The 24,665-nt window shown below is 70.2% G+C and carries 22 protein-coding genes, 1 pseudogene and 1 riboswitch; of the genes and pseudogenes, 2 read left to right on the top strand and 21 right to left on the bottom strand.

What is annotated here, in order from left to right; translation table 11 throughout:
* Position 1: 1 nt before the first annotated feature.
* From secG to MUG78_RS14265, 10 genes are all read right to left on the bottom strand, one after another.
* Positions 2 to 235, bottom strand: a complete 234-nt coding sequence (gene secG, locus MUG78_RS14310) for a preprotein translocase subunit SecG (protein WP_246995871.1) — start codon at positions 233 to 235, stop codon at positions 2 to 4.
* A gap of 84 nt (positions 236 to 319) precedes the next feature.
* Positions 320 to 1,111 carry a triose-phosphate isomerase gene (tpiA, locus tag MUG78_RS14305; protein WP_246995869.1) on the bottom strand — a complete coding sequence of 264 codons (792 nt, stop codon included), beginning with the start codon at positions 1,109 to 1,111 and terminating at the stop codon, positions 320 to 322.
* Positions 1,112 to 1,114: 3 nt separating this feature from the next.
* Positions 1,115 to 2,332, bottom strand: a complete 1,218-nt coding sequence (locus MUG78_RS14300; protein WP_246995867.1) for a phosphoglycerate kinase — start codon at positions 2,330 to 2,332, stop codon at positions 1,115 to 1,117.
* Positions 2,333 to 2,338: 6 nt separating this feature from the next.
* The gene (gene gap, locus MUG78_RS14295; RefSeq protein WP_246995865.1) at positions 2,339 to 3,355 is read right to left on the bottom strand and encodes a type I glyceraldehyde-3-phosphate dehydrogenase; all 1,017 of its coding nucleotides are present in this window, start codon (positions 3,353 to 3,355) and stop codon (positions 2,339 to 2,341) included.
* 83 nt (positions 3,356 to 3,438) lie between these two features.
* Entirely contained in the window at positions 3,439 to 4,182 is a 744-nt protein-coding gene (locus MUG78_RS14290) for an immunity protein Imm33 domain-containing protein (RefSeq protein ID WP_246995863.1), read from the bottom strand.
* Positions 4,183 to 5,166, bottom strand: a complete 984-nt coding sequence (gene whiA / locus MUG78_RS14285; protein ID WP_246995861.1) for a DNA-binding protein WhiA — start codon at positions 5,164 to 5,166, stop codon at positions 4,183 to 4,185. It abuts the gene before it with no gap.
* Between the two features lie 47 nt (positions 5,167 to 5,213).
* On the bottom strand, positions 5,214 to 6,245 hold the full coding sequence (locus MUG78_RS14280) for a gluconeogenesis factor YvcK family protein (protein WP_308221366.1): 1,032 nt from the start codon (positions 6,243 to 6,245) through the stop codon (positions 5,214 to 5,216).
* Positions 6,242 to 7,138, bottom strand: coding sequence for an RNase adapter RapZ (gene rapZ / locus MUG78_RS14275; RefSeq protein ID WP_246995859.1), 897 nt, complete (start codon positions 7,136 to 7,138; stop codon positions 6,242 to 6,244). The genes MUG78_RS14280 and rapZ overlap by 4 nt, the downstream gene beginning before the upstream one ends.
* 10 nt (positions 7,139 to 7,148) lie before the next feature.
* Positions 7,149 to 9,149 carry an excinuclease ABC subunit UvrC gene (gene uvrC / locus MUG78_RS14270; RefSeq protein ID WP_246995857.1) on the bottom strand — a complete coding sequence of 667 codons (2,001 nt, stop codon included), beginning with the start codon at positions 9,147 to 9,149 and terminating at the stop codon, positions 7,149 to 7,151.
* A gap of 138 nt (positions 9,150 to 9,287) precedes the next feature.
* Positions 9,288 to 10,754 carry a bifunctional phosphatase PAP2/diacylglycerol kinase family protein gene (locus MUG78_RS14265; protein ID WP_246995855.1) on the bottom strand — a complete coding sequence of 489 codons (1,467 nt, stop codon included), beginning with the start codon at positions 10,752 to 10,754 and terminating at the stop codon, positions 9,288 to 9,290.
* Positions 10,755 to 10,812: 58 nt separating this feature from the next.
* Here MUG78_RS14265 and MUG78_RS14260 point away from each other — a divergent pair, with 58 nt between their 5' ends.
* A complete protein-coding gene (locus MUG78_RS14260) occupies positions 10,813 to 11,637 on the top strand; it encodes a hypothetical protein (RefSeq protein ID WP_246995853.1) in 825 nt (274 codons plus the stop codon).
* A gap of 9 nt (positions 11,638 to 11,646) precedes the next feature.
* Here the strand turns inward: MUG78_RS14260 and MUG78_RS14255 are convergent, their stop codons facing one another.
* From MUG78_RS14255 to rpe, 6 genes and pseudogenes are all read right to left on the bottom strand, one after another.
* Positions 11,647 to 12,156, bottom strand: coding sequence for a PH domain-containing protein (locus MUG78_RS14255; RefSeq protein ID WP_246995851.1), 510 nt, complete (start codon positions 12,154 to 12,156; stop codon positions 11,647 to 11,649).
* Entirely contained in the window at positions 12,153 to 12,629 is a 477-nt protein-coding gene (gene ribH / locus MUG78_RS14250; RefSeq protein ID WP_246995849.1) for a 6,7-dimethyl-8-ribityllumazine synthase, read from the bottom strand. The genes MUG78_RS14255 and ribH overlap by 4 nt, the downstream gene beginning before the upstream one ends.
* Positions 12,626 to 13,903 carry a bifunctional 3,4-dihydroxy-2-butanone-4-phosphate synthase/GTP cyclohydrolase II gene (locus tag MUG78_RS14245; protein ID WP_246995847.1) on the bottom strand — a complete coding sequence of 426 codons (1,278 nt, stop codon included), beginning with the start codon at positions 13,901 to 13,903 and terminating at the stop codon, positions 12,626 to 12,628. The genes ribH and MUG78_RS14245 overlap by 4 nt, the downstream gene beginning before the upstream one ends.
* Positions 13,904 to 13,928: 25 nt before the next feature.
* Positions 13,929 to 14,525: pseudogene (locus MUG78_RS14240) on the bottom strand (riboflavin synthase); the annotation flags it as partial.
* Positions 14,526 to 14,580: 55 nt separating this feature from the next.
* A riboswitch (FMN riboswitch) is annotated at positions 14,581 to 14,735 on the bottom strand.
* 59 nt (positions 14,736 to 14,794) lie between these two features.
* Positions 14,795 to 15,778 carry a bifunctional diaminohydroxyphosphoribosylaminopyrimidine deaminase/5-amino-6-(5-phosphoribosylamino)uracil reductase RibD gene (ribD, locus tag MUG78_RS14235; RefSeq protein WP_246995845.1) on the bottom strand — a complete coding sequence of 328 codons (984 nt, stop codon included), beginning with the start codon at positions 15,776 to 15,778 and terminating at the stop codon, positions 14,795 to 14,797.
* 14 nt (positions 15,779 to 15,792) lie between these two features.
* Positions 15,793 to 16,482, bottom strand: coding sequence for a ribulose-phosphate 3-epimerase (gene rpe / locus MUG78_RS14230; protein ID WP_246995843.1), 690 nt, complete (start codon positions 16,480 to 16,482; stop codon positions 15,793 to 15,795).
* A gap of 199 nt (positions 16,483 to 16,681) precedes the next feature.
* On the opposite strand from rpe, the gene MUG78_RS14225 reads away from it, so the two are divergent.
* Positions 16,682 to 18,475, top strand: a complete 1,794-nt coding sequence (locus MUG78_RS14225) for an HNH endonuclease signature motif containing protein (RefSeq protein WP_246995841.1) — start codon at positions 16,682 to 16,684, stop codon at positions 18,473 to 18,475.
* 4 nt (positions 18,476 to 18,479) lie between these two features.
* Here the strand turns inward: MUG78_RS14225 and MUG78_RS14220 are convergent, their stop codons facing one another.
* From MUG78_RS14220 to metK, 5 genes are all read right to left on the bottom strand, one after another.
* Positions 18,480 to 19,031, bottom strand: coding sequence for a hypothetical protein (locus MUG78_RS14220; protein WP_246995839.1), 552 nt, complete (start codon positions 19,029 to 19,031; stop codon positions 18,480 to 18,482).
* Positions 19,028 to 20,419 carry an RsmB/NOP family class I SAM-dependent RNA methyltransferase gene (locus MUG78_RS14215; RefSeq protein WP_246995837.1) on the bottom strand — a complete coding sequence of 464 codons (1,392 nt, stop codon included), beginning with the start codon at positions 20,417 to 20,419 and terminating at the stop codon, positions 19,028 to 19,030. Before MUG78_RS14215 ends, MUG78_RS14220 begins: the two co-directional genes overlap by 4 nt.
* Positions 20,416 to 21,372, bottom strand: coding sequence for a methionyl-tRNA formyltransferase (gene fmt / locus MUG78_RS14210; RefSeq protein ID WP_246995835.1), 957 nt, complete (start codon positions 21,370 to 21,372; stop codon positions 20,416 to 20,418). Before fmt ends, MUG78_RS14215 begins: the two co-directional genes overlap by 4 nt.
* 1 nt (position 21,373) lies before the next feature.
* Complete coding sequence (locus MUG78_RS14205; RefSeq protein ID WP_246997069.1) at positions 21,374 to 23,314, bottom strand: primosomal protein N'; 1,941 nt, start codon at positions 23,312 to 23,314, stop codon at positions 21,374 to 21,376.
* 76 nt (positions 23,315 to 23,390) lie between these two features.
* Entirely contained in the window at positions 23,391 to 24,608 is a 1,218-nt protein-coding gene (gene metK / locus MUG78_RS14200) for a methionine adenosyltransferase (RefSeq protein WP_246995833.1), read from the bottom strand.
* Positions 24,609 to 24,665: the final 57 nt, after the last annotated feature.

The following is a 24,665-nucleotide window of genomic DNA, read 5'->3' as shown; positions in this document are numbered from 1 at the left end:
CTTAGGAGTACTTGATGTCCAGGCCGACGCCGACGATGAAGATCAGCCAGATCAGACCGACGAAGATGGTCAGTCGGTCGAGGTTCTTCTCGACCACCGACGAACCGGACAGACTCGACTGCACGCCGCCACCGAAGAGGGACGACAGGCCGCCGCCCTTGGCGCGATGCAGCAGCACCAGGACGATCAGCAGCAGGCTGGTGATGATCAGGCCGATGTTCAGCGCGAGAGTCACGAGGGGAGAGTCCGTTCGGTCAAAAGAACTGTGGCAGGTCGCTCAGAGAGCAACCTGCCACAGTCTACGCGATGGTCCTGCCGATCAGAGCAACGGCCCGCCCGCCGCGATGGCGGACAGTTGCGCGAACTCGTCGGCCTTCAGCGACGCGCCGCCGACCAGTGCACCGTCGACGTCGGGCTGCCCGACGATCTCGGCCACGTTCTTGGCGCTCACGCTGCCGCCGTAGAGCACCCGGACGCCGGCCGCGGTGGCCGGGTCGGCGATCTCGGCGAGCGCCTCGCGGACGGCCGCGCAGACTTCCTGCGCGTCCTCGGCGCTGGCGACCCGGCCGGTGCCGATGGCCCAGACCGGTTCGTACGCCACCACGAGCTTGCTGATCTCCGCGGCAGAGAGTCCGGCCAGGGAGGCCTTCAGTTGGGCCACGTTGTAGGCGACGTGGTCGCCTGCCTCGCGGATGTCCAGCCCCTCGCCGATGCACACGATCGGGGTGAGGCCGTGACGCAGCGCCGCCTTGGTCTTGGCCAGCACCACCTCGTCGGTCTCCCCGTGCAGGGTGCGACGCTCCGAGTGCCCGACGGCCACGAAGCTGACGCCGAGCTTGCTCAGGAAGGCGCCGCTGATCTCGCCGGTGTACGCGCCCGAGTCGTGCTGGGAGACGTCCTGCGCACCGTAGGTGAGCAGGAGCTTGTCGCCGTCGACCACGGTCTGCACGCTGCGGATGTCGGTGAACGGCACCAGCACGGTGACGTCGACCTTGTCGTAGTACTTCTCCGGCAGCGCGAACGCGACCTTCTGCACCAGTGCGATGGCCTCGAAGTGGTTGAGGTTGCACTTCCAGTTGCCCGCGATGAGCGGCTTACGCTGCTGTGCCATGGACTAACCCTCCGTTTCGAGAACAGCGAGACCGGGCAGTTCCTTGCCCTCGAGGTACTCCAGGGAGGCGCCGCCGCCCGTGGAGATGTGCGAGAAGGCGTCGTCGGACAGACCGAACGACCGCACCGCAGCCGCCGAGTCGCCGCCGCCGACCACGCTGAACGCGCCGTCCGCGGTGGCCGCGACGATCGCCTCGGCCACGCCGCGGGTGCCCGCGGCGAACTTCTCGAACTCGAACACGCCCATCGGGCCGTTCCAGAACACGGTCTTGGCCGAGCGCAGCACCGCGGCGAACCGCTCCACGCTGCCCGGACCGATGTCCAGACCCATGCCCTCGGTGAAGCCGTCGCTGGTCATCGCGATCGACGTCGCGGCGTCGGGCGCGAACTTGTCGGCCACCACGATGTCGTGCGGCAGGTGGATCACATCGCCGAACCGCTCAAGGAGGTCCTTGCACGTGTCGATCATGTCTTCCTGCAGCAGCGAATCGCCGACCGGGCTGCCCTGCGCCTTGATGAAGGTGAAGGCCATGCCGCCGCCGATCACCAGGGTGTCGACCTTGGGCGCCAGCGCCTCGATCACGGCGAGCTTGTCGGACACCTTGGAGCCGCCGAGCACCACCGCGTACGGCTGCTCGGTGTCGGTGGTGATCCGGGTCAGCACATCCAGTTCGGTGGCCACCAGGTCGCCGGCGTACGACGGCAGCAGCTTCGCCACGTCGTAGACCGAGGCCTGCTTGCGGTGGACCACACCGAAACCGTCGGAGACGAACGCGCCGTCGTCGCCGACCAACTCGACGAGCGCCGTGGCGAGCTTGGTGCGCTCGGCGTCGTCCTTGCTGGTCTCGCGCGGGTCGAAGCGGATGTTCTCCAATAGCAGGATGTCGCCGTCGGTGAGGCCCTCGGCGCGCGCGAGCGCGTCCGAGCCCACCACGTCGCCGGCCAGCTGGACGTTGCGGCCCAGTTCGGTCGACAGGCGCGCGGCGATCGGAGCCAGCGACAGCGCGGCATCCGGCTCACCCTTGGGGCGGCCCAGATGCGCGGTGACGATCACCTTGGCGCCGGCGTCGAGCAGCTGACGGAGCGTGGGAACGCTGGCCAGGATGCGACCGGCATCGGTGATCTCGCCGCCCTCGAGCGGGACGTTGAGGTCCGACCGGACCAGCACGCCCCGACCCGAAACACCTTCGGCGAGAAGGTCTTTGAGAGTGCGTACAGCCATCGTCGGTTACAGCGACTTCGCGACGAGGGTGATCAGGTCGGCGAGGCGGTTGGAGTAGCCCCACTCGTTGTCGTACCAGGAGACCACCTTGACCTGGTTGCCCAGGACCTTGGTCAGGCCGGCGTCGAGCAGCGACGAATGCGGGTCGGTGACGATGTCGCTGGAGACGATCGGCGCCTCGTAGTACTTCAGGATGCCCTTCATCGGGCCGTCCGCGGCCGCCTTCATCGCGGCGTTGATCTCCTCCGCGGTGGCGTCCTTCTCCAGTTCCACGGTGAGGTCGGTGACCGAGCCGGTGGGGATCGGCACACGCAGGGCGTAGCCGTCGAGCTTGCCCTTGAGCTCGGGCAGCACCTCGCCGATGGCCTTGGCGGCACCGGTGGAGGTCGGGACGATGTTGATCGCGGCGGCGCGGGCGCGACGGAGGTCGCCGTGCGGCGCGTCCTGCAGGTTCTGGTCCTGGGTGTAGGCGTGGACCGTGGTCATCAGGCCCTGCTTGATGCCGAAGCTGTCGTTGAGGACCTTGGCGATCGGGCCGAGGCAGTTGGTGGTGCACGAGGCGTTGGAAATGATGTTCTGGCTGCCGTCGTACTGGTCGTCGTTGACGCCCATCACCACGGTCAGGTCGGGGTCGCCGGCCGGGGCCGAGATGATGACCTTCTTGGCGCCCGCCTCCAGGTGGCCCTTGGCGGCCTCGCGCTTGGTGAAGATGCCGGTCGACTCGACCACGACGTCGACGCCGAGCTCGGCCCACGGCAGTGCTGCCGGGCCCTCGCGCAGGGCGAGCGCCTTGATGCGCTGGTCCCCGACCACGATGTACTCACCGTCGACGCTGACGTCCTCGGGCAGACGGCCCAGGATCGAGTCGAACTTCAGCAGGTGGGCGAGGGTGTTGATGTCGGTGAGGTCGTTGACCGCAACGATCTCGATGTCGGCCAGACCGGCCTTGTTCTGTGCCGCCACGGCACGGAAGAAGTTACGGCCGATACGACCGAATCCGTTGATACCTACCCGAACTGCCACTGTGAACTCCTATTACCAGGGTGAAGAGCCGGTGGGAATGTCCGGCCCGCTGACTTCCAGCCTAATCGTCGCGTCTACGCGCGTCAGCACAAGGCCCCGTTGCGGGCCGACGCGAGGATGGTCCCCGCCGCGCCCATCGTGGACTCGGCGTCGAAGTAGGCGGCCAGGTGCAGGACCCCGCCGTCGGTCGCGGCGATGCCGTACAGAGCGGGCACGCGGGCGTCCGGCGCCTCCTCGGCGAGCCGGTAGCCGACGTACTGGGCGTTCTGATAGCGCCATCGGCGGACGTCGAAACGCCGTTCCGCCGATTCGGCGGGCAGACGATCGACGTATTCGGCGGGGCTGCTGCCGTCCGGGAGGTCCCAGAGGTTGAGCCACAGCGTCAGTCCCGGCCGCCACAGCACCAGCGCCCCGTCTTCCATCCGGCGGTTCATCGGTTGCGGCAGGGTCAGCGACCAGTGCTCGGACAGTTGCGTGTGTCCCTGCGCCACCGGGTAGTCCGGGTGCAGGCCCGGCGGCACCGGTGACGGCGGGGGCATCGGTGACGTCGGGGGCGCGGACTCCACCGCGAAGCCCGTCGCGGTGCGCACCAGGGCGGTGCCGACCGGCGCCTGCAGGTGCGCGGCGATCCAGGGGTCGCGCTCGAGGAGGTCGTGCAGCGCGACCACCGGGAGGTTCGCCGGATCGTCGACGTACTCCTGCGTCTCGTCGCCGGCCAGGAAACTCCACCCGAGTTCGTCGCGCACCATGTACCCGACCGGCCGTCCGTCGGCGAGGATGCGCTGCGAGACGTGGCAGGTGGCGTTCTCGGTGTTCTCGGCGGTCACTCAGGCCTCGTCGAGCAGTTCCGCGGTGACCGCGGACTCGGTGTCGGGCAGTCCCTCGAGGCGCGCCTTCTTGTCGGCCATCGAGAGCAGTCGGCGGATGCGGCCGGCCACGGCGTCCTTGGTCATCGCGGGTTCGGCGAGCTGGCCGAGTTCTTCCAGCGAGGCCTGACGGTGCTCCACGCGCAGGCGACCGGCGGCGAGGAGGTGGTCGGGCACTTCGTCACCGAGGATCTCCAGGGCGCGTTCCACGCGGGCGGCCGCGGCGACGGCGGCGCGGGCGGATCGACGCAGGTTGGCGTCGTCGAAGTTGGCGAGTCGATTGGCGGTGGCCCGGACCTCGCGACGCATCCGCCGTTCCTCCCACACCAGCCGCGTCTCCTGGGCGCCCATGCGGGTGAGCAGCGCGCCGATGGCCTCACCGTCGCGGATCACCACGCGATCGCTGCCGCGCACCTCGCGCGCCTTGGCCACCACGGACAGCCGGCGGGCGGCGCCGACGAGGGCGAGCGCGGCCTCCGGGCCCGGGCAGCTGACCTCCAGCGACGACGAGCGGCCCGGTTCGGTCAGCGAGCCGTGCGCGAGGAAGGCGCCGCGCCAGGCGGCCTCGGCATCGCTGACGCTGCCGCCGACCACCTGCGCGGGCAGGCCGCGCACCGGTCGACCGCGCGGGTCGAGCAGGCCGGTCTGACGGGCCAGCGCCTCGCCGTCCTTGCCCACGCGCACGATGTAGCGGGCGCCCTTGCGCAGACCGCCGGAGCGGAGCACATGCACCTCGGACCCGTAGCCGTACAGGTCGTGGATCTCCGACCGGAGTCGACGGGCCACGTTGCCCATGTCGACCTCGGCCTCGACGACCACTTTCCCCGCGACGATGTGCAGTCCCCCGGCGAACCGCAGCAGCGCTGACACCTCTGCCTTCCGACTGCTGAGCTGCGCTACCGCGAGCCGACTCAGCTCGTCTTTGACCGCCCCTGTCATGGCCAAATCGACCAAGCCTCCTTCGTGATGGATCGCTCTAGGTTACCGCGGCGTCAGTTTCGTGTCCCCGCCCCCAGGAAGCCGTCGAGCGCAATCGCCGACTTGACCGGATCGTGCACGTCCGGCCGATCGGGATGCACCAGGTCGACGCTGCGCAGCTGGGCGCCGAAGAGCTGGGCGGCGCGTTCGAGGTGTTCGCGTTCGCGACCGGCCGGCACGGAGGCGGCGTCGACCACGATGTCGTCGATCGGCAGCGAGCCGGAATGCGCGTTGAGCACGTGCAGATGGCGCTCGAGCGAGAACCCGGTGGTCTCCCCCGGCTCCGCGACGAGGTTCACGAACAGCACCTTGCGCGCCGCGGTGGTTCGCAGCGCCTCCAGCTGTTCGGGTACCAGCACGTGCGGGATCACGCTGGAGAACCACGACCCGGGGCCGAGGGTCACCACGTCGGCCGCGGCGATCGCGGCGAGCGCCTCCGGGCACGCCGCGGGCGCCTCCGGGGTGAGTCGCACCCGCCGCACCACGCCCGGCGTGGTCGCCACGGCGACCTGGCCGCGGATCACCCGGCTCATGCGCGGGTCCTCCTCCAGGCCGGTCACGTCGGCCTCGATCACCAATGGTTCGGTGGACATCGGCAGCACGCGGCCGTCGATGCCGAAGAGGTCAACGAGCTCGTCGAGGGCGGACACGAGGTCGCCGCAGTACTCGTCCACTCCGGACAGCAGCAGATTGCCCACCGGATGACCGGCGAGGGCCCCGCTGCCGCCGAGGCGGTGCTGCAGGATGCGCGCCCACCGCGCGTGGCGCTCAGCGGCCGCCGGGTCGCTCGCGCGACAGTCCTCCAGCGCGGCCGGCGCCGACAGCAGGGCGGCCAACGCCATCCGCAGGTCCCCGGGCGGAATGCGACCGAGCTCGTGCCGCAGGCGTCCCGATGATCCGCCGTCGTCGGCGACGGTCACCACCGCGGTGACGTCGGCGGTCAGATAGCGCAGCGCGGTCAGCGTGTTGTACAGGCCGTGGCCGCCGCCGAGCGCGACCGCGCGCAGATCCCGCCGCGCCGGCGGCGTACCCGCGGCGGCGCTCACTCGCGCCCCAGATCGCGATGGCCGGCCTCGACCACGTAGCGCGGATTGCCGTCGTCGTCGGCAACCGCGGTGAGGCGCCGGGTCAGTTCCTCGGTCATCGCGACGCTGCGGTGCTTGCCGCCGGTGCAGCCGATGCCGATGGTCATGTACCCCTTGCCCTCGCGGAGGTAGCCGCGCGCGACGATGTCCACCAGGTCCACGTAGCGGTCCAGGAAGTCGTCGGCGTCGGGCTGGCCGAGCACATAGTCGCGCACCGGCGCTTCGAGTCCGTTGTGGTCGCGCAGTTCCGGGATCCAGTAGGGGTTCGGCAGGAAGCGGACGTCGGCCACCAGGTTGCAGTCGATGGGCAGCCCATACTTGAACCCGAACGACTGCACCGCGATGGTCAGGCCCTGGCTCTCCGAGGACCGGAACACGCTGGAGACCATGGTGCGCAGGCGGGTGGCCGACAGGTCCGAGGTGTCGATGACGGTCTCCGCGTCGGCCTTCACCGCCGCCAGCATCTCGCGTTCGGCGGCAATCCCCTCGGAGAGGGTGCCGGTGCCCTGCAGCGGGTGGCGACGTCGCACGGCCTCGAAGCGGCGGATGAGCACCGGATCGGAGGCGTCGACGAACAGCAGGTGCGTCTGCGCACCGCCGGCCGCCAGTTCCTGGCGCAGGTGCGTCAGATCGGCGGCGAAACTCGGGCCGGTGGGGCGAACCACCATGGCGATCTTCGGCGGTGTCCCGGCCGTCGCCGGCACGCCGTCGATCACCTGACCGATCACCGCGACCGGGACGTTGTCGGCCACGTACCAACCGTCGTCCTCCAGGACGTTCGCCACCGAGGTCCGTCCGGCACCCGACATGCCGGTGACGAACAGGACCGTCGACGGGGTGTCCGCGTCGCTCATTGGGGAGACCTCACTGGGTAGACCTTTCTGCTGGGGCGGGCTGTACTGCCGGGGTGGGTTGCTCGTCGCGCAGTGCCTCGTAGACGCTGCGCGCGGTGGTCGCTCCGATGCCGGGGACCTGAGCGATCTCGTCGATGTCGGCTTTCTTGAGGTTCGCCACGGACCCGAAATGGGTCACCAGCGCGGTGCGCCGGGTGGCGCCGAGACCGGCGATGCCGTCCAGCGCCGAGGCGGTCATCCGCTTGCTGCGCTTGGACCGGTGGAAGCCGATCGCGAACCGGTGCGCCTCGTCGCGAATGCGCTGCAGAAGAAACAGCGCCTCGGAGTTACGCGGCAGGATCACCGGTTCATCGTCGCCTGGAACCCAGACTTCTTCCAGCCTTTTCGCCAGACCGATGATCGCGACATCGGTCACGCCCAGTTCGTCCAGGACCGCGGCCGCCGCATGCACCTGCGGCTGCCCGCCGTCGACGACGAACAGGTTGGGCGGGTAGGCGAACCGGCGCGGTCGGCCGGTGGCCGGATCGAGGGCCGCCTCCGGTGCCAGGTCTCCCCCGTTGCCGGGCTGCTCAGCGGCCTGCTCGGCCTGGTCCGCGGCGAGATCGGTGCGGTGGCGCTGGAAGCGGCGCCGGGTGACCTCCGCGATGGAGGCGACGTCGTCGGAGTGGCCGTCGCCGGCTGCCTCGCGGATCGAATAGTGCCGGTAGTCGGACTTGCGCGGCAGGCCGTCCTCGAAGACCACGAGGGACGCGACCACGTCGGTGCCCTGCACGTGCGAGATGTCGATGCACTCGATGCGCAGCGGCGCGTCGTCGGTGCCGAGCGCCTCCTGCAGTTCGGTCAGGGCGGCCGACCGCGTGGTCAGGTCGCCCGCCCGCTTGAGCTTATGGCGGGTCAGGGCCTCGCCGGCATTGCGTTCCACGGTCTCGGCGAGGGTGCGCTTGTCGCCGCGCTGCGGCACGCGCAGCGAGACGCGGCTGCCGCGCCGCTGCGACAGCCATTCGGTGAGTTCGTCGTGGTCGTCGGGCAGCACCGGGACCAGCACCTCGCGGGGCACGCCGGAGCTCATCTGTAGTTCGTCGCCGTAGAACTGCAGCAGGAAGGCCGCGACCTGCTCGCCCGGGGTGGCGTTCTCCTGGACCTCCACCACCCAGCCGCGCTCGCCGCGGACCCGACCGTCGCGGACGTGGAACACGGCCACCGAGTTCTCCAGTTCGTCGCCGACCATGGCGATCACGTCGGCGTCGGTGCCGTCCCCGAGGACCACCGCCTGCTTCTCCATCGCGCGGCGCAGCGCGGAGACGTCGTCGCGCAGGCGTGCGGCCCGCTCGAAGTCGAGTTCCTCTGCGGCACTGGACATTTCGCGTTCGAGGCGGCGGATCAAGGTGTCCGTCTTGCCGGCCAGAAAGTCGCAGAAGTCCTCGGCGATCCGCCGGTGCTCGGCGGCGTCGACGCGGTCCACGCACGGGGCCGCACACTTGTCGATGTAGCCGAGCAGACACGGTCGACCCATCTGCGCGTTGCGTTTGAACACGCCGTTGGAGCACGTCCGCACCGGGAACACGCGCGTCAGTAGATCGACGGTCTCCCGGATGGCCCAGGCGTGCGCGTACGGCCCGAAGTACCGGACGCCCGGCTTGCGGGCGCCGCGGTAGACGAAGACCCGCGGATACTCCTCGTTCATGGTCACCGCGAGCATCGGGTACGTCTTGTCGTCCCGGTAGCGGACGTTGAACCGCGGATCGAACTCCTTGATCCAGTTGTATTCGAGCTGCAGCGCCTCCACCTCGGTGCCGACCACGGTCCACTCCACCGAGGCCGCGGTGGTGACCATCTGCCGGGTGCGCGGATGCAGCGTCACCAGGTCGGCGAAGTAGGTGGTCAGCCGGGCACGAAGATTCTTGGCCTTACCAACGTAGATGACCCGCCCGTGTGCGTCGCGGAACTTGTAGACGCCGGGATCGGTCGGAATAGTGCCCGGAGCCGGGCGGTAGGTCGTCGGATCGGCCACGACTCCAGGCTAGTCGTCGGTGCGGACGGCTCCGGCCGACGGGAGGGCGAGGAGAGTGTCCGGTCGATGAGGTAGCTGCCACAGAGTGTGAGGTTGTGGTGCCTGGAGCACCACAACCTCACACTCTGCCGAGCATCATCAGCGCGGCACCTTCGCGGTGCCGAAGACGCGCAGGGAGCGGTAGTCCAGGCGGAAGTCGGCGCGGGTGGTCGGTTCCCCGGCTTCGCCGTCGTGGGCGACGCGGATCGGCTCGGCCGACTCGATGGTGAACTCCGGGACCTGGGCCTCCTGGTACAGGTGGGAGTTGCGGATGCGGCCGGACAGCAGCGAGGCCGCGAGGCGCAGCCGCTCGAAGCGGTGGCCGGTGGTGAGGTACCGGACGTCGATCAGGCCGCCGTCGAGGCGCGCACGACGCCCCGGGAACAGGCCGGGCGCGCCGTACCGACCGTTGCCCAGGAAGAAGAACAGCGTCGACACCTCGGCGCCGTTCATCGTCACGGTCACCGGCGAGCTGTGCCGCAGCACGTGCAGGGCGGCGCGGAACGCGGCGACGGGTTTGCGCGCGGAGTTCTGGTAGCGCTCGCGCATGCGGACGAACTCCGGGTAGGCCCCGATACTCGCAGTGTTGAGGATGACCGTCTCCTCGTTGAGCAGGAGCACATCCACCTGCGCGGCGCGCCCGTCGCGGACGGCTGCCACGGTGGCCTCGGCGGTGGCGGTGCCGACGTCCTTGGCGAAGTGGTTGAAGGTCCCGGCCGCGAACACCGCCAGCGGGAGACCTGCGGCGAGTGCGTGCCGAGCGACGGTCGCCACGGTGCCGTCGCCGCCGGCCACTCCGAGCACCTCGGCGCCGGCCGCGGCGTCGGCGGCCAGTCGGTCCAGATCGTCGGCCTCGGCCACCTCTACGATGCGGGCAGCGGGCAGCGCCTCCGTGATGTGGTCGAGGACCCGAGCCCCGGTGCCGTCCCCGGAGGCCGGGTTCACCAGGACCGTGACGCCGGCGCCGCGCGGCCGGGGCGGTTCGACGGCCGGGCTGGGCGGCGCCAAGATGAGTATGTTCTCGTCGACCGGCGGCACCAGTCGAGCGCCGAGCACGGCCAGACCGCTACCGAGGAGGAAGCCACCGAGCACGTCGCCCGGGTAGTGCGCGCCGGTGGTGATGCGCGAAAGACCCACCGCCCCGGCCAGTAGTCCAAGGGCGAAACCGACCGGCCGGTTCTCCGTGGCCACCGCGGTGGCGAAGGCTGCGGCGCTGGCCGAATGCCCGGACGGGAACGAGCTCGACATCGGCTGCCGACGCAGACGCTCCACGGTGATGCGACTGGCGTTGGGACGCCGTCGCGGATACAGGCGTTTGCCGACCTGATTGGCCAGCAGACTCGCCGCACCGAGGGTCACCACGCCTCGGACGGCTGCCCGCTGGAGATCGGTACGCCGCGTCAATGCCATGCCGCCGGCCAGCACGAACCAGAGACGTCCGTGGTCGGCAGACGCCGACAGGGGTCGCATAGTGGCGTCCAGAAGCGGGCTGGGCGCATGGGCGATGGCTTCGAAGACACGGACATCCAGGTCGGACAGGCCTTCGGTGAACGGCAGTCGGATCATTGCTCCACGGTAACGGCGGACCGCGGTCGTGTCTGCCGTGCGCGACTACTCTGAGCCCATGAGGCGCCGGATGCTGGTGTGGCTGATCGTGGTGGCCGGGCTGGTGACCGGCTGCACGTTGAATGCCGGCACGGAGTTCGCCGCCGAGTACGAGAAGTACCTCGTCACCCGCGACGACGTGGCCGACTACGACGTCCGCGGCTACAACAACCTGCCTGGTCAGGGCAATGCCGACACCCGGGTGGACCTGCGAGACGGTCTGACCGACGACCAGATCGCCACCGCGATCAGCGAGATTGCGCGGTACCGGACCGACCAGAAGGTCAACCACCACAATCTGTCCGTCTTCGTCACCACCCCGAACGGCAGTGGCGCCCCGGCGCGCGTCTCGGTGTTCGTCCGGACCGGCGACGAACCGGTGCAGGACACCGATCCGGCCGCGTTACGCGAGCGCGTCCAGCTGGTGCGTGCGTACGCCGTCACCGATCCCGGACTGATCGAGATGTGGGCGTCGGCCGGCGATCTGGACGCGCGGACCTCGGGTGACCCGTACGCGAGCGCCGACGCGCTGGTGGCGTACGCGCAGACCCGACCGCCGACTGTCCGGCGCCTCTCAGCACGCAGCGGTCACGTCGGGTCGTTGGGCGTGGTGAGCCTCGATGCGGACGGGTCGGTCCAAGCCCTGCGCCCGATGCGCCTGATTCTGGCGGCCTTACCGCCCGACGTCACCCCGCGGCGGTGGCGGGCGACGTCGCAGGAGCCGGTCGACGCACCACAGTTCGAGCTGGATCTGCCCGCGGGTACCGATCCTGCCGTGCTCGCGGCCGTCGAGCAGCGGGCCGCCGCGCTGGGTGTACCGCTGCGGGCGATCATCGCGCGCTGAGCGACTCGGTCAGTCCTTGCGCTCGGTGGGGGCGGCCGTCTCCGCGGGCGGGGTCTTCCCGGTGGGGTCCGTCGCGTACTGCACCTGCAGTTCGCGGAATCGTCGCATCGCGGCGACGGCGGTAGCGCCGTCGCGTGCCTGCACGGCCATCACCGGGATGTGCTCGTCGTAGGCGAAGTCGAGGCGGCCCCACTGGGCCTTCTCCGGGTACGACAGCCCCTTGACCGCGTCCCATTCGTAGAAGCGCTCGGAGACCAGGTTGCGCACGCCGACACCCTCCGGTCCGACGCGCAGCCGGGAACGGGTGAACAGCAGCAGGGAGCAGCAGATCACCACGCCGATGCCGATCAGCGCGATCTGGTCGCCCCACCCGATGTTGACGCCGGTGTAGGAGATGGTCAGCAGCAGACCGAACGTGATGTGGATGGCGAGCACGACCAGAATCGCGATGATCACGATCCGCACGATCCCGGACGGCCGATAGACCATGTCCCAGTCGGTGGGTTCCTCGGCGGTCATCGCTGCGCGAGCTCCCGCAGCGTCAGCGCCGAGGCGAGGGCCGCGGTCATCGCCTGCGCGCCCTTGTCCTCCGACGACTCGGGCAGTCCGGCGCGGTTGAGCGCCTGCGCCTCGTTCAGGGTGGTGAGCACGCCGTTGCCGACCGGGGTCGACTCGTCGAGCGAGACCCGAGTCAGACCGGCGGTCACGGCATCGCAGACGTACTCGAAGTGCGGGGTCTCCCCCTTGATGACGACGCCGAGGGCGACGACGGCGTCGTGCGTGCGGGCCAGCGCCTGCACGATCACCGGCAGTTCGATGGCTCCGGCCACGCGCACCACGGTCGGGTCGGTGACGCCCGCGGCCGCGGCGGCGTTGGCGGCGCCGTCGAGCAGCGCGGTGCAGATCACCTCGTGCCATTGCGAGGCCACGATCGCGACCTTCAGTGCGCCGGCGTTCGCCAGCTCCAGGGTGGGTTCTCCGTGACCGCTCACGCGCCGGTTCCTTCCGTGTCCGGACCGTCCTCGAGGCCGGTCAGCTCGTGACCCATGCGGTCACGCTTGGTCTGCAGGTAACGCAGGTTCTCTTTATTGGCGCGCACCGGCATCGGCACCCGCTCGAGGATTTCGAGGCCGTAGCCGTCGAGGCCGATGCGCTTGGCCGGGTTGTTGGTGAGCAACCGCATGGAGCGCACACCGAGATCCACCAGGATCTGTGCGCCGAGTCCGTAGTCGCGGGCGTCGGCGGGCAGGCCCAGCGCAAGGTTGGCGTCGACGGTGTCGGCGCCGCCGTCCTGCAGCTGGTAGGCCTGCAGCTTGTGCAGCAGGCCGATGCCGCGGCCTTCGTGTCCGCGCATGTAGAGCACCACGCCGCGGCCCTCTTCGGCGACGGCGGCCAACGCCGCGTCGAGTTGCGGACCGCAGTCGCAACGCAGCGAGCCGAAGACGTCGCCGGTGAGGCACTCCGAATGCACGCGCACCAGCACGTCGCTGCCTTCGCTGACATCGCCCATCACCATCGCGACGTGCTCGACGTCGTCGTAGGGGCTGGAGTAGCCGACGGCGGTGAAATCGCCGTGCGCGGTGGGGATGCGGGCTTCGGCGACACGGACCACGTGCTTCTCGTTGCGGCGACGCCAGGTGATCAGGTCGGCGATCGAGATGAGCGCCAGGTCGTGTTCGTCGGCGAAGACGCGCAGTTCGTCGGTGCGCGCCATCTCGCCCTCGTCCTTCTGGCTGACGATCTCGCAGATCACGCCGGCCGGACGCAGGCCGGCGAGGCGGGCGAGGTCGACGGCGGCCTCGGTGTGGCCGGGCCGACGCAGCACGCCGCCCTCGCGGGCACGCAGCGGCACGACGTGGCCGGGGCGCGTGAAATCGTGTGCGGCCGTGTCGGTCTGGGCCAGCTTTCGGATGGTGACCGCCCGGTCGGCGGCGCTGATACCGGTGCCGATTCCCTCGCGGGCGTCGACGGTCACGGTGTAGGCGGTGCCGTGCTTGTCCTGGTTCACCGAGTACATCGGCGGCAGGCCCAGGCGGTCGCAGTCGACGCTCTCCATCGGCACGCAGACGTAGCCGGAGGTGTAGCGCACCATGAAGGCGACCAGTTCCGGGGTCGCCTTCTCGGCGGCGAAGATCAGGTCGCCTTCGTTCTCGCGGTCCTCGTCGTCGACCACGACGACGGCCTTGCCGGCGGCGATGTCGGCGAGCGCACGTTCGACGGTGTCGAGGGGAACCTTCGGGGTGGTGTCGTCGGTCATGTCGCTCATTCGCCTTCTCCTGGCGCGCGATGCCCGCGCCCGTCAGCCGCTCTACGTATTTTGCGATCACATCCACCTCGAGGTTCACCGGGGTACCGACCTGAGCCAAGCCCAGGGTGGTTTCGGCGAGCGTGGTGGGGATCAAGGAGACTTCCAGCCAAGCTTGATCGTTCTCGTGGCCGATGGCCGAGACCGTCAGCGACGTGCCGTCGAGGGTGATCGAACCCTTCTCCACGACGTACCGCTCCAGGTCCGCGGGCAGTCCGACGCGCACGACGGTCCAGTTCGGGGTCGGCGAGATCGCCAGGACGGTGCCGACGCCGTCGACGTGGCCCTGGACGATGTGTCCGCCGAACCGGCCGTCGGCGGCCATGGCGCGCTCGAGATTGACCGGCGCGCCCGCGGCCAGCTCGGCGAGCGAACTGCGCTGGAGGGTCTCGGCCATCACGTCGACGGTGAAGACGCCGTCGACGTGTTCGACGACGGTCAGGCACACGCCGTTGACGGCGATCGAGTCGCCGTAGGAGGCGTCACTGGTGACCAGGGGTCCGCGGATCGAGAATCGAGCGGCTTGGTCGAGGTCTTCGCGGGCGACGATCTCGCCGCGCTCCTCCACGATTCCGGTAAACACTTGTCTCCTTTGGCGTCCGCGCTCGGGGATGACAAGTGACGACCGGGCGCCGCACTGCCGTTCTCTCGCTTCCGGACTATGACCGTCGGCTCCGGGATCACACCGGAATCTGCTGTCCCCGCGCACAGCGCGGGCGCTCGCGGGCTCGAATCAGTGTGGTACCGATCCATTACCGCCGGTGGGGAATTGCACCCCGCCCCGAGAACTCATCATCGACGCTAGCACGACGGCGTGTCGGCGTGTCGGCGCGGCATCGGTCCCCGGCGATTTCAGCGCGGCGACAGGGTGATGAGCAGGTCCTCACCGAGCTCGGTGACCGACTCTCGACGCAGGTGATGGGCCTGCGACAGCGTCGTGACGGTCGCATCGTGGACCGCGGAGTAGCCCGCGCCGAGGATGGTCGGCGCCAGATACACCTGCACCTCGTCGACGAGTCCAGCCGCCAGGAAGGCGCCGACGATGCCCGGGCCGCCCTCGACGAGGATCCAGAGCGCGTCGGGCAGCGCGGCCAGGACGTCGCGCGGATCGTGGGAGTGCACCTGCACCAGCGGTGCCGCGCCGTCGCGCAGTCGTGCGTCCGGTGGCAGGTCCCGGGTGCCGAGCACCACGCGCGTCGGCTGGTGCGTGTGCAGGGTGCCGTCCGGGCGGCGGGCGGTGAGCGACGGGTCGTCGGCCAGCGCGGTGCCGGTGCCGATCACGATGGCGTCGAGCTGGGCGCGGCGGGCATGGGCGTGCTCCCGCGACTGCGGGCCGGTGATCCACTGGCTGGTCCGGTCGGGCGCCGCGATACGGCCGTCGAGGGTCGCCGCGATCTTGGCGGTGACGAACGGCCGCCCGTGTTCTTGGCGAAACAGCCAGTGCCGCAACGGCCCTCGGCGGGCGTCGGCCTCGCCGAGACCGCCGGCGACGGTGACGCCGGCCGCGGCGAGGGCGGCTGCTCCCCCGGACGCCTGCGGGTTCGGGTCGGCCACGGCGTAGCGCACCTCCGCTACTCCGGCGTCGAGCAGGGCTTGCGCGCAGGGGCCGGTGCGCCCGGTGTGGTTGCACGGTTCGAGGGTGACCACGGCGGTCCCGCCGCGGGCGGCCGGGCCGGCCTGGCGCAGCGCCATCACCTCGGCGTGCGGTCCGCCGACCGGCTGGGTGTGCCCCACCCCGACCACGGCGCCGTCGGCGTCGAGGATCACCGCGCCGACGGGCGGGTTGGGCGAACTGACGCCGACCGCCGCCTGCGAGGCGGCGATGGCGGTCGCCATCGCCTGCTCCCGCATCAGCGTGCGGCGGTGGCCAGCGCGCGCAAGGAGGCCACGCGGGCGGCGGGGTCGTCGCCGCCGTAGACCGCCGAACCGGCCACAAAGCAGTCCACGCCGGCTACCGCGGCCTGCTCGATGGTGTCGGTGGCGATGCCGCCGTCGATCTCGACGATCAGCTTGAGCTGCTCGGCGTCGATCTTCGTGCGGAGTTCGCGGACCTTGTCGAGCACCTCGGGCATGAACTTCTGGCCGCCGAAGCCGGGCTCCACGCTCATGATCAGCAGGGTGTCGAACTCGGACAGGATGTCGAGGTACGGGGCCAGCGCGGTGCCCGGCTTGATGCCGAGTCCGGCCTTGCCGCCGGCGGCGCGGATGTCGCGGGCGACGCTGATCGGATCGTCGGTGGCCTCGGCGTGGAAGCTGACGTTGTAGGCGCCGGCCTCGGCGTAGGCGGGTGCCCAGCGGCCGGGATCGGTGATCATCAGGTGGCAGTCCAGCGGGATGTCGGTGGCTTTCAGCAGCGACTCGACCACCGGCAGCCCCAGCGTCAGGTTGGGCACGAAGTGGTTGTCCATCACGTCCACGTGCACCCAGTCGACGCCCGGGTCGACGTCGGACGGACCGACCTTGGCGATCTCGTCGGCCAGATTCGCGAAGTCGGCGGACAGAATCGAGGGCGCGATCATCGGCGCGGGGCGTTGGCACATGGGGACGAGTCTACGACCCCGCCGCGAAACGGCCCGCCCGCTCCGCTCGTGGCCACCGGAGAAGCCACTGGAAAATCCGCCGACAAGTCATGGAAATAGACCGCCTCGAATGCTTGTTCTATTAGGTAGATCGGCGTAACGTGGAGTTAGTACACCAGAACGATCGGTGTGGCTGACTCGCTTGGGGAGGTGAGTAGGCATGACGAAGCTCGCTGCTTCCGCCTGGCCGAAGGCGGACTTGGCTGCCGTCGGCATGCCCTCGTCCAGCGTTTCTCTCGCAGAACTGTCGACCGGCGACCTCGCCGAGGCCGTCCACGCGATCAAGAACGGCCACTGCTACCTCGATTGGCTGCTGTTCCAGTTCGCGCTCTCGATGTTCGACCACGTCCAGGCCGTCAGTAAGAACGTCGCGGTGACCCAGCGGTCGATCCTCGATCTCGAGGCTCAGACTGCGCTCGAACTGCAGATGAGTCTGGACAGCACCGATCACTTCGCCCACGCCTTGCTCGACGACGCCGTCTGCGCCCGCGATCGCCTCCCGGCGGTGTTCTCGACGATGCGACTCGGGCTCATCGATCGGGCCCGGTTCCACCGCATCGTCAACGAGACCCAACTCGTCCGCGACGACGAGACCATGGCACTCATCGACCAGACCCTCGCCCTGCAGATCATGGGCCTACGGGGTGGGGTGTCGTCGATGTCGATCACCAAGACCGGCGCCATGGCACGGAGGCTGGTCGCCGAGTACGACCCAGACGCCGAGAAGCTCGACCGCGACCGCGCCAAAGCCGCCCGCACCGTGGGTTTCCAAGCCCTCGACAGCGGCATGGCGCAGATCTCCATCACGGCCACCGCCGAAGACGTGCGTTTGGTACGGCAGATGCTCGACGCGGTGATCGCCGGCCTCTGCCCGGACGATCCACGGACTAAGTCGCAGGCCCGCTCGGACGCGGCGATTGCTCTGCTGCAGCGCATCCCATTCACCTGTCGGTGCGACAGCGACGGCTGCACCGCACAGATCAGCGACGTGCAGCTCGACGCGCGTGCTGCACGGATCGTCGTGCACGTCTTGTGTGACGCCACCACGTTGGACGGTGGCGATCAGTGCGGCTACCTCGATGGCTACGGCCCGATCTCCGGTGACCACGTCCGGCAGATCGCCGAGCGCGAGGACGCCGTGATCCACCAGCACGACCTGAACGATCTCCTCGAACCCGATCCCGCAGCCGATCCGAACGACGACGACGATCTCGACGAGGCGGCGGTCCACCGAAAAGGACCCCGCCCCGACAGCCCGGACGAGTGCCGGGCCGATGGCGCACGCCCCGACCCGGAAAACGACGAAAACAGCACTCCCGCAAGCGAATCCGCCGCCGGAACCGAGCCGCCGCCACGCTTCCTGATCGCGAAAACCGCGTTCCCGAGCGATCCGTATCGCCCGAACCTGCTCACCGACCTCGTCGCGCGGTTCCTCTGGGGCACCTGCTCGATCCCCGGCTGCGAACGGGCCGCTTTCGCGTGCGATCTGGACCACGTCGCCGAGTTCGACAACATCTGCCCATCGCAAGGTGGCCCTACTTGCGTTTGCAATCTATTGCCCAAGTGCCGGTTCCATCATCTGATGAAAACCCATCTGACCGGCTTCCTCGACGACCTCTGGATCGACGACCACGGGCGCTACCACTCGTCGGTGACCACCCCGGGCGGTATCACCGTCGAGCTGCTCGCACCGAACCAGTGGTTGTTCCCTCGACTCGCCGACCTGCGGTGCCGCCACCAGCTCGGTCAGCACGGGACCGCGACGAGCAGCATCGAGGACTCGCCGCAGCGAGCTCGCACGCGGACGGCGGCCAAGCATGCCCGGCGGCGCGCGGAGCGCCAGGCCAACCACGAACAGCGCGCCGTCGACCAGGCACGACGGCAGGCCGCCGAGGAAGCCGCCATCTGGGACGACTACGAGGCGAAACGGGCGATGGGGGAACCGCCGTTCTAGTGGACTAGACGGTGCCGGAGACGTAGCGGGCGCGGGAGCCGACTACTGCCAGCAGCGCGTCGTGCAGTTCCGGTCCGTATTCCTCCAGCGGCGGCCAGTCCACCAGGACCAACCCGCAGTCGGTGCGGGCGTAAGCGATGTTGCGGATGTCCCAGTCACCGATCGGCGCGGTGAATCCGCACGACGGGCACTCCTCGACCGGCTCGTCGCCGCCGTCCCACCACTCGTGCGGATCCCACTGATCCAGCAGTTCGTGGCACTGCGGGCATTCCGGCGGCGCACTGTCGGAGAACGCGCTCACCGTGGCGCCCGGGCCCAGATCCACCGAGATCGCGGCGCGTTCGTCGAGCGGCAGCGGCACGCCGTCGCTCGCCCCCTGGTGGGCGATCGCCAGGATCTCCACGAGCGCCTCGGCGTCGACCTCCTGCTGGCCGGCCTCCACCGGATCCTCGTCCGGATCCGCGCTGAGGACCAGCCGCACCGCCTCGGTGAGCTGCTGCTCAGCCACGGCGCCCGCGTCGCCGAGCGAGAAATAGAACTGCACGAACTGGCTCACGGCGCGTCCTTGCGCAGCGCGGCCACGAACATCGCGTCGGTGTCCTGCCGGTGCGGCCACAACTGCACGTGCGGGCCGGCGCCGAGACTCTCCGGATCGAAGACGTCACCGGCGACGAACGGGCGCGCGTCGAGCTGCTGCACGTCGGTCTGCTCGGCCAGCACCGCAGCCACCACCTCGGTGGTCTCGGCCAGGTTCGGCGAGCACGTCGAATAGACGACGACGCCGCCCGGCCGCACCAGCTCCAGGGCCGCGGTCAGCAGTTCGGTCTGCAGCTGCACCAGGGCGGGCACCTCCTCGGGGGTCCGCCGCCAGCGGGCCTCCGGTCGCCGACGCAGCGAGCCGAGCCCCGAGCACGGCGCGTCGACCAGCACGCGGTCGAAGCCCGGCTCCAGACCACTGTCCCGGCCGTCGGCGACGTGCACCTGCACGGGCAGTCCGTCGACGATCTTCTCGATCAGCTGGGCACGGTGCTCGGACACCTCGACCGCATCCAGGTGGGCGCCCTGCAGGTCGGCGAGCGAGCCGAGCAGTGCGGCCTTGCCGCCCGGGCCGGCGCACAGGTCCAGCCAGCGGCCGGTGTCCTCGCCGAGCACCTCGGCGCGGTCGACGGCCAAGGCCACCAGCTGGCTGCCCTCGTCCTGGACTCCCGCGAAGCCTTCGCGCACCGCATCGAGCTTGCCCGGGTCGCCCTCGGGCAGGTACACGCAGTACGGCGAGTAGCGTCCCTCGTCGCCGCCGCTGATCAGGGCCAACTCCTCGGCGCTGATCTGGCCCGGCCGCGCCACCAGGTGCACGATGGGCCGCTCGTCGTCGGCGGCGAGTGCGGCTTGCAGCTCCCCTGCGGACCGTCCGAGTGATTCGAAGAAGACCTCCGCGATCCACCGCGGATGCGCGTACGACGTCGCCAGATTCCCGATCAGATCCTCGGTGATCGGCGGGGCGATCTGATCCACCCAGTGCGCCTCGTCGCGCTGGGAGACCTTGCGCAGCACCGCGTTGACGAAGCCGGACGGCCCCATCCCCTTCTCGCTGCGCACCAGGTCCACCGAGGTGGAGACCGCGGCGTGCGAACCGATGCGGGTGCGCAGCAGCTGATAGGTGCCCAGCCGCAGCACGTCGAGCAGGTCGCCGTCGATCTCGGCGACCGGTCGGCCGGCGGCCGCGGCGATCACCTGGTCGAGCAGGCCCATGCTGCGGGCCGTGCCGTAGGTGAGTTCGGTGGCCAGTGCGGCGTCCCGGGTGTCCAGCTTGCGTTCACGAAGGAGCTTGGGCAGCAACAGGTTCGCGTAGGCGTCGCGCTCGCGCACGGCGCGCAGCACGTCGCGGGCCACGACCCGTTCGGGGCTCAGATCCTTGCTGCGGAACTTACGGTCGGGGTTGCTCATGCGAAGTGCTCCTCACCCTGCAGGCGCGCACCGCGCGCCCAGTCCGCCGCCGCGAGCGGCTTCTTGCCGGGCGGTTGTACCCAGCCGAGTTGTACTGCGCCCGAAGCGGTTCCGACGTACACGGCCTTCTTGCCGGCCGAGATCTGGCCCGGCGCAAGGTCTTTCGGCGCCACCGAGCCGTTGACCAGCTCGTGGTGATCGGCGACGAGCACCGGCCCCAGCTTGATGCGGGCCTCGCCGAGCTGCGTCCACGCACCGGGCGCGGGCGTGTGCGCGCGGATCGCGCGGTTGATCAGGTGCGACGGCAGGTTCCAGCGCACCTGCGCATCGGCGACGGTGATCTTGGGCGCGTACGACACGCCGTCCGCGTCCTGCGGCACCGGCGACAGCTCGTCGGCGGCGATGCCGTCCACCACGTTGCGGGTGAACACGGCACCGACGTCGGCGAGGCGGTCGAGCAGTTCCCCCGCGGTGTCCGAATCCTGGATGCGTTCGGTGAATGTCCCGAACACCGGGCCGGTGTCGAGTCCGGCTTCCAGCGCGAAGACACTCGCGCCGGTGAGCTCGTCGCCGGCGGCCAACGCGGCCTGTACCGGCGCGGCACCGCGCCACGCGGGCAGCAGCGAGAAGTGCAGGTTGATCCACCCGTACGGCAGTGCGCCGAGCACCGCGGGCGGGATGAGGCCACCGTAGGCCACCACCACGCCGAGATCGGCGTTCCACCGGTTCAGCGCCTCAGTCACTTCCGGGTCGGACATCTTCGCCGGAGTGAGCACTTCGAGCGCGTGCTCGTCGGCGAGCCGACCGATCGGCGAGCGCACCGCGGTGCGTCCGCGACCGGCGACGGTGTCCGGGCGGGTGATCACCCCCACCACCTGGTGCTCGTCAGAATCGATCAGCGCCTGCAACGTCGGCACGGCCGGTTGCGGGGTCCCGGCAAACACCACTCTCATGTCAACCGATGGTAGGCGGGTCCACCTGCACGCGGATACCCGCGGTGTCCTCGTGCCGGGCGTGCCGCACCACCTGGGCCGCCCGCAGCGCCGCCGCCAGCCCCCGGCCGTGTTCGCGGGCGGTGCGCAGCAGCACCCGTTCGATCCCGTCGGTGGGGTCCAGACCGGCCGGTGCACGCACCCCGAGTGGGAGCGGGACCGGGCCGAGTTGCTGCACACCGGCGGGCAGTTCCAGCATGCCGAGGAAGGCCGCGACGGCGGCGGGTGGGCCGTCGATCGACGCCATGGTCACCGCGGGCGGGAAGGCCAGCTCCCGCCGCAGGCCGAGCTCGTGCCCAGAGAAACCGACGGGGTCCCAGCGCACCAGCGCCTGCACCGGCGTCAACGCGGCATCGGCGACGATCACCACCCGTCCGCCGTCGGTGTGCGGCCGCACCAGCGTGGCCACCGCCATCCACGCGCGGACCGCTTCTTCGCCGGCCCGCAGATCCTGCCGGTCCAGCTGCGCCCACGTGTCCAGCAGCACCGCCGCGCCGTAGCCGCCCTCGGCGCGCGGCGCGGCGCCCGGGGTGGCCACCACGACCCGCGCACCGGCCGGGACATCGTCGACGATCTTGTCGCCGGCCGAGGTGAGGACCGGTACGCCGACGAAGGCGCGGCCCAGTTCCTCGGCGGTGCGCTTGTCCCCCACCATCCGGGCCCGGACCACGGTGCCGCCGCAATTGGGACACACGAAGCGGTTCTCCGGGCGACCGCACCAGCGGCACGACAGGTCGCCGCGCTCATTCATCTGCAGCGGACCGTGACACCGACGACAGCGGGCGTCCTCGCGGCACCGCCCGCACGCCACCGACGGCAGGTAGCCGCGCCGCGGCACGCTGAACAGCACCGGCCGGTCCTGCGCCAGCGCACGACGTGCCGCGGCGAAGGCGATGTTCGGGATACGGGCGGAGCGGGCCAGCGGGTCGCCGGCGATGCGCCGGTCGTCGTCGGAGACGCCCTCGATGCGGGGCATGTCGCCGCGGACCACGTCGCGCGCGGCGACCAGGTTGCGCGCCCAGCCGGATTCGACGAGGGCCTGGGCTTCGGCGGTCCGCGCGAAGCCGCCGATCACGAGTGCCGACGCGGTCTGGTGGGCGCGGAGCACCGCCACCTCGCGGGGATGCGGGTACGGCGCGCGCGGCTCGTCGAGGCTGGGATCGCCGTCGTCGAAGATCACCGTGAGCCCGAGATTCCGGACCGGGGCGAAGACGGCGCTGCGCGTCCCGATCACCACGCGCGCCGAGCCGCGCAGCACGCGCAGCCAGCGGCGGTAGCGGGCGGTGGGCCCCAGCCCGGCGGCCAGGGTGACGCACCAGTCGCCGAGCAGCTCCGCGCAGGCGTGTTCGAGCCGGTCCAGATCGCGCTGGTCGGGCACCACGATCACCACGCCCCGCCCGGTCGCGGCCACCACGGTGGCCAGTTCCGCCAGTCGGGTCGCGACGTCCTCGCCGGGGCGCGCCTGCCACGCCACGCGCGGGTGCAGCCCGTCGCGCAGCGCGGTCAGGAAGTCGCCGCCGCCGTCGTAGGCGGTCCACCCGCTCAGCTCGGCTTCGACGGGCTCGGTGGCCGGCGGCGGCACGGGCTCGGCCTTCTCTACGCGAGCGTGGCGCGGTGGCACCGCCAGCCGCACCACGTCGGGCGTGGTGCCCGCATACCGCTCGGCCACCGCATGGGTGAGTTCGACCAACTCCGGGGTGAGCACCTGCTCGGGCGACACGACCCGCTCCAGCCAGGCGAGCTTGCCGCCGTGATCGCTGCTCGCGCGCCGCTCCAGGAGGTAGCCGTCGACCAGCCGTCCCGCGAACCGGATCCGCACGCGAGTGCCCGGCTGGGCGTCGGCGTCCATCGCCTGATCGACGAGGTAGTCGAACGGGCGGTCCAGATGCGCCAAACCGAGCATCGGCAGCACGCGGGCCACCGGATGCTCGGTTGCGGGCAGGCGCTGATTGGTGCTCACGCCTTGCTCCCCGAAAGGGTCAGGCGATGCCTGCGGCCGCGCGCAGCTCGGCGACGCGGTTGGTCTGCTCCCACGGCAGTTCGACGTCGGTCCGGCCGAAGTGCCCGTAGGCCGCGGTCGGCGCGTAGATCGGACGCAGCAGGTCCAGGTCGCGCACGATGGCGGCCGGACGCAGGTCGAAGACCTCGGAGATCGCCTTCGCGATGGTGCCCGGGTCGACGTTCTCGGTACCGAAGGTCTCCACGAACAGCCCCACCGGAGCGGCCTTGCCGATGGCGTAGGCCACCTGCACCTCGATGCGCTTGGCCAGGCCCGCGGCGACCGCGTTCTTGGCGACCCAACGCATCGCGTAGGCAGCGCTGCGGTCCACCTTCGAGGGATCCTTGCCGGAGAAGGCGCCGCCGCCGTGGCGGGCCATGCCGCCGTAGGTGTCGACGATGATCTTGCGGCCGGTCAGACCGGCGTCGCCCATCGGGCCGCCCAGCACGAAGCTGCCGGTCGGGTTCACCAGCAGGCGCGGGTTGGCGGTGTCCAGCGGGGTCGGCAGATCCAGCTCGGCGAAGACCGGCTCCAGCACGTGCTTGGCGATGTCCGGGGTCAGCATGCCGGCGATGTCGATGTCGGCGGCGTGCTGGGTGGAGAGCACCACGGTGTCCAGGCGGACCGGGACGTCGTCGGCGTACTCGATGGTGACCTGCGTCTTGCCGTCCGGGCGCAGGTACGGCAGCAGGCCGGTCTTGCGGACCTCGGTGAGACGACGCGACAGGCGGTGCGCCAGCGCGATCGGCAGCGGCATCAGTTCCGGGGTCTCGGCGGTCGCGTACCCGAACATCAGGCCCTGGTCGCCGGCGCCCTGCAGGTCCAGCTCGTCGGCGTGGGTGCCGGTCTGCTTCTCGTGCGAGTCGGTCAGACCCTGCGCGATCTCCGGCGACTGCGCACCGATGGCCACGTTCACGCCGCACGAGGCGCCGTCGAAGCCCTTGGTCGACGAGTCGTAGCCGATCTCCAGAATCTTCTCGCGAACGATGGTGGGGATGTCGGCGTAGGCGGTGGTGTTCACCTCGCCGGCCACGTGCACCTGACCGGTGGTGACCAGGGTCTCCACGGCCACCTTGGCGTTCGGATCCTGCTCGAGCAGCGCGTCCAGGATGGCGTCGCTGATCGCATCACAGATCTTGTCCGGATGCCCTTCGGTGACGGACTCGCTGGTGAACAGGCGGGACGCTGACGCAGTCATCGGTTCCTCTCGGAATAAAGAAAAAAGCGGAAAAGTACGGGGTGGAGCGCGGCGGAA

Source organism: Gordonia alkaliphila (assembly GCF_023017165.1).
In the GTDB taxonomy this organism is placed as follows: domain Bacteria; phylum Actinomycetota; class Actinomycetes; order Mycobacteriales; family Mycobacteriaceae; genus Gordonia; species Gordonia alkaliphila.
Note: the sequence above shows the minus strand (reverse complement) of the source record. Positions and strands in the feature narration are given on the sequence as shown.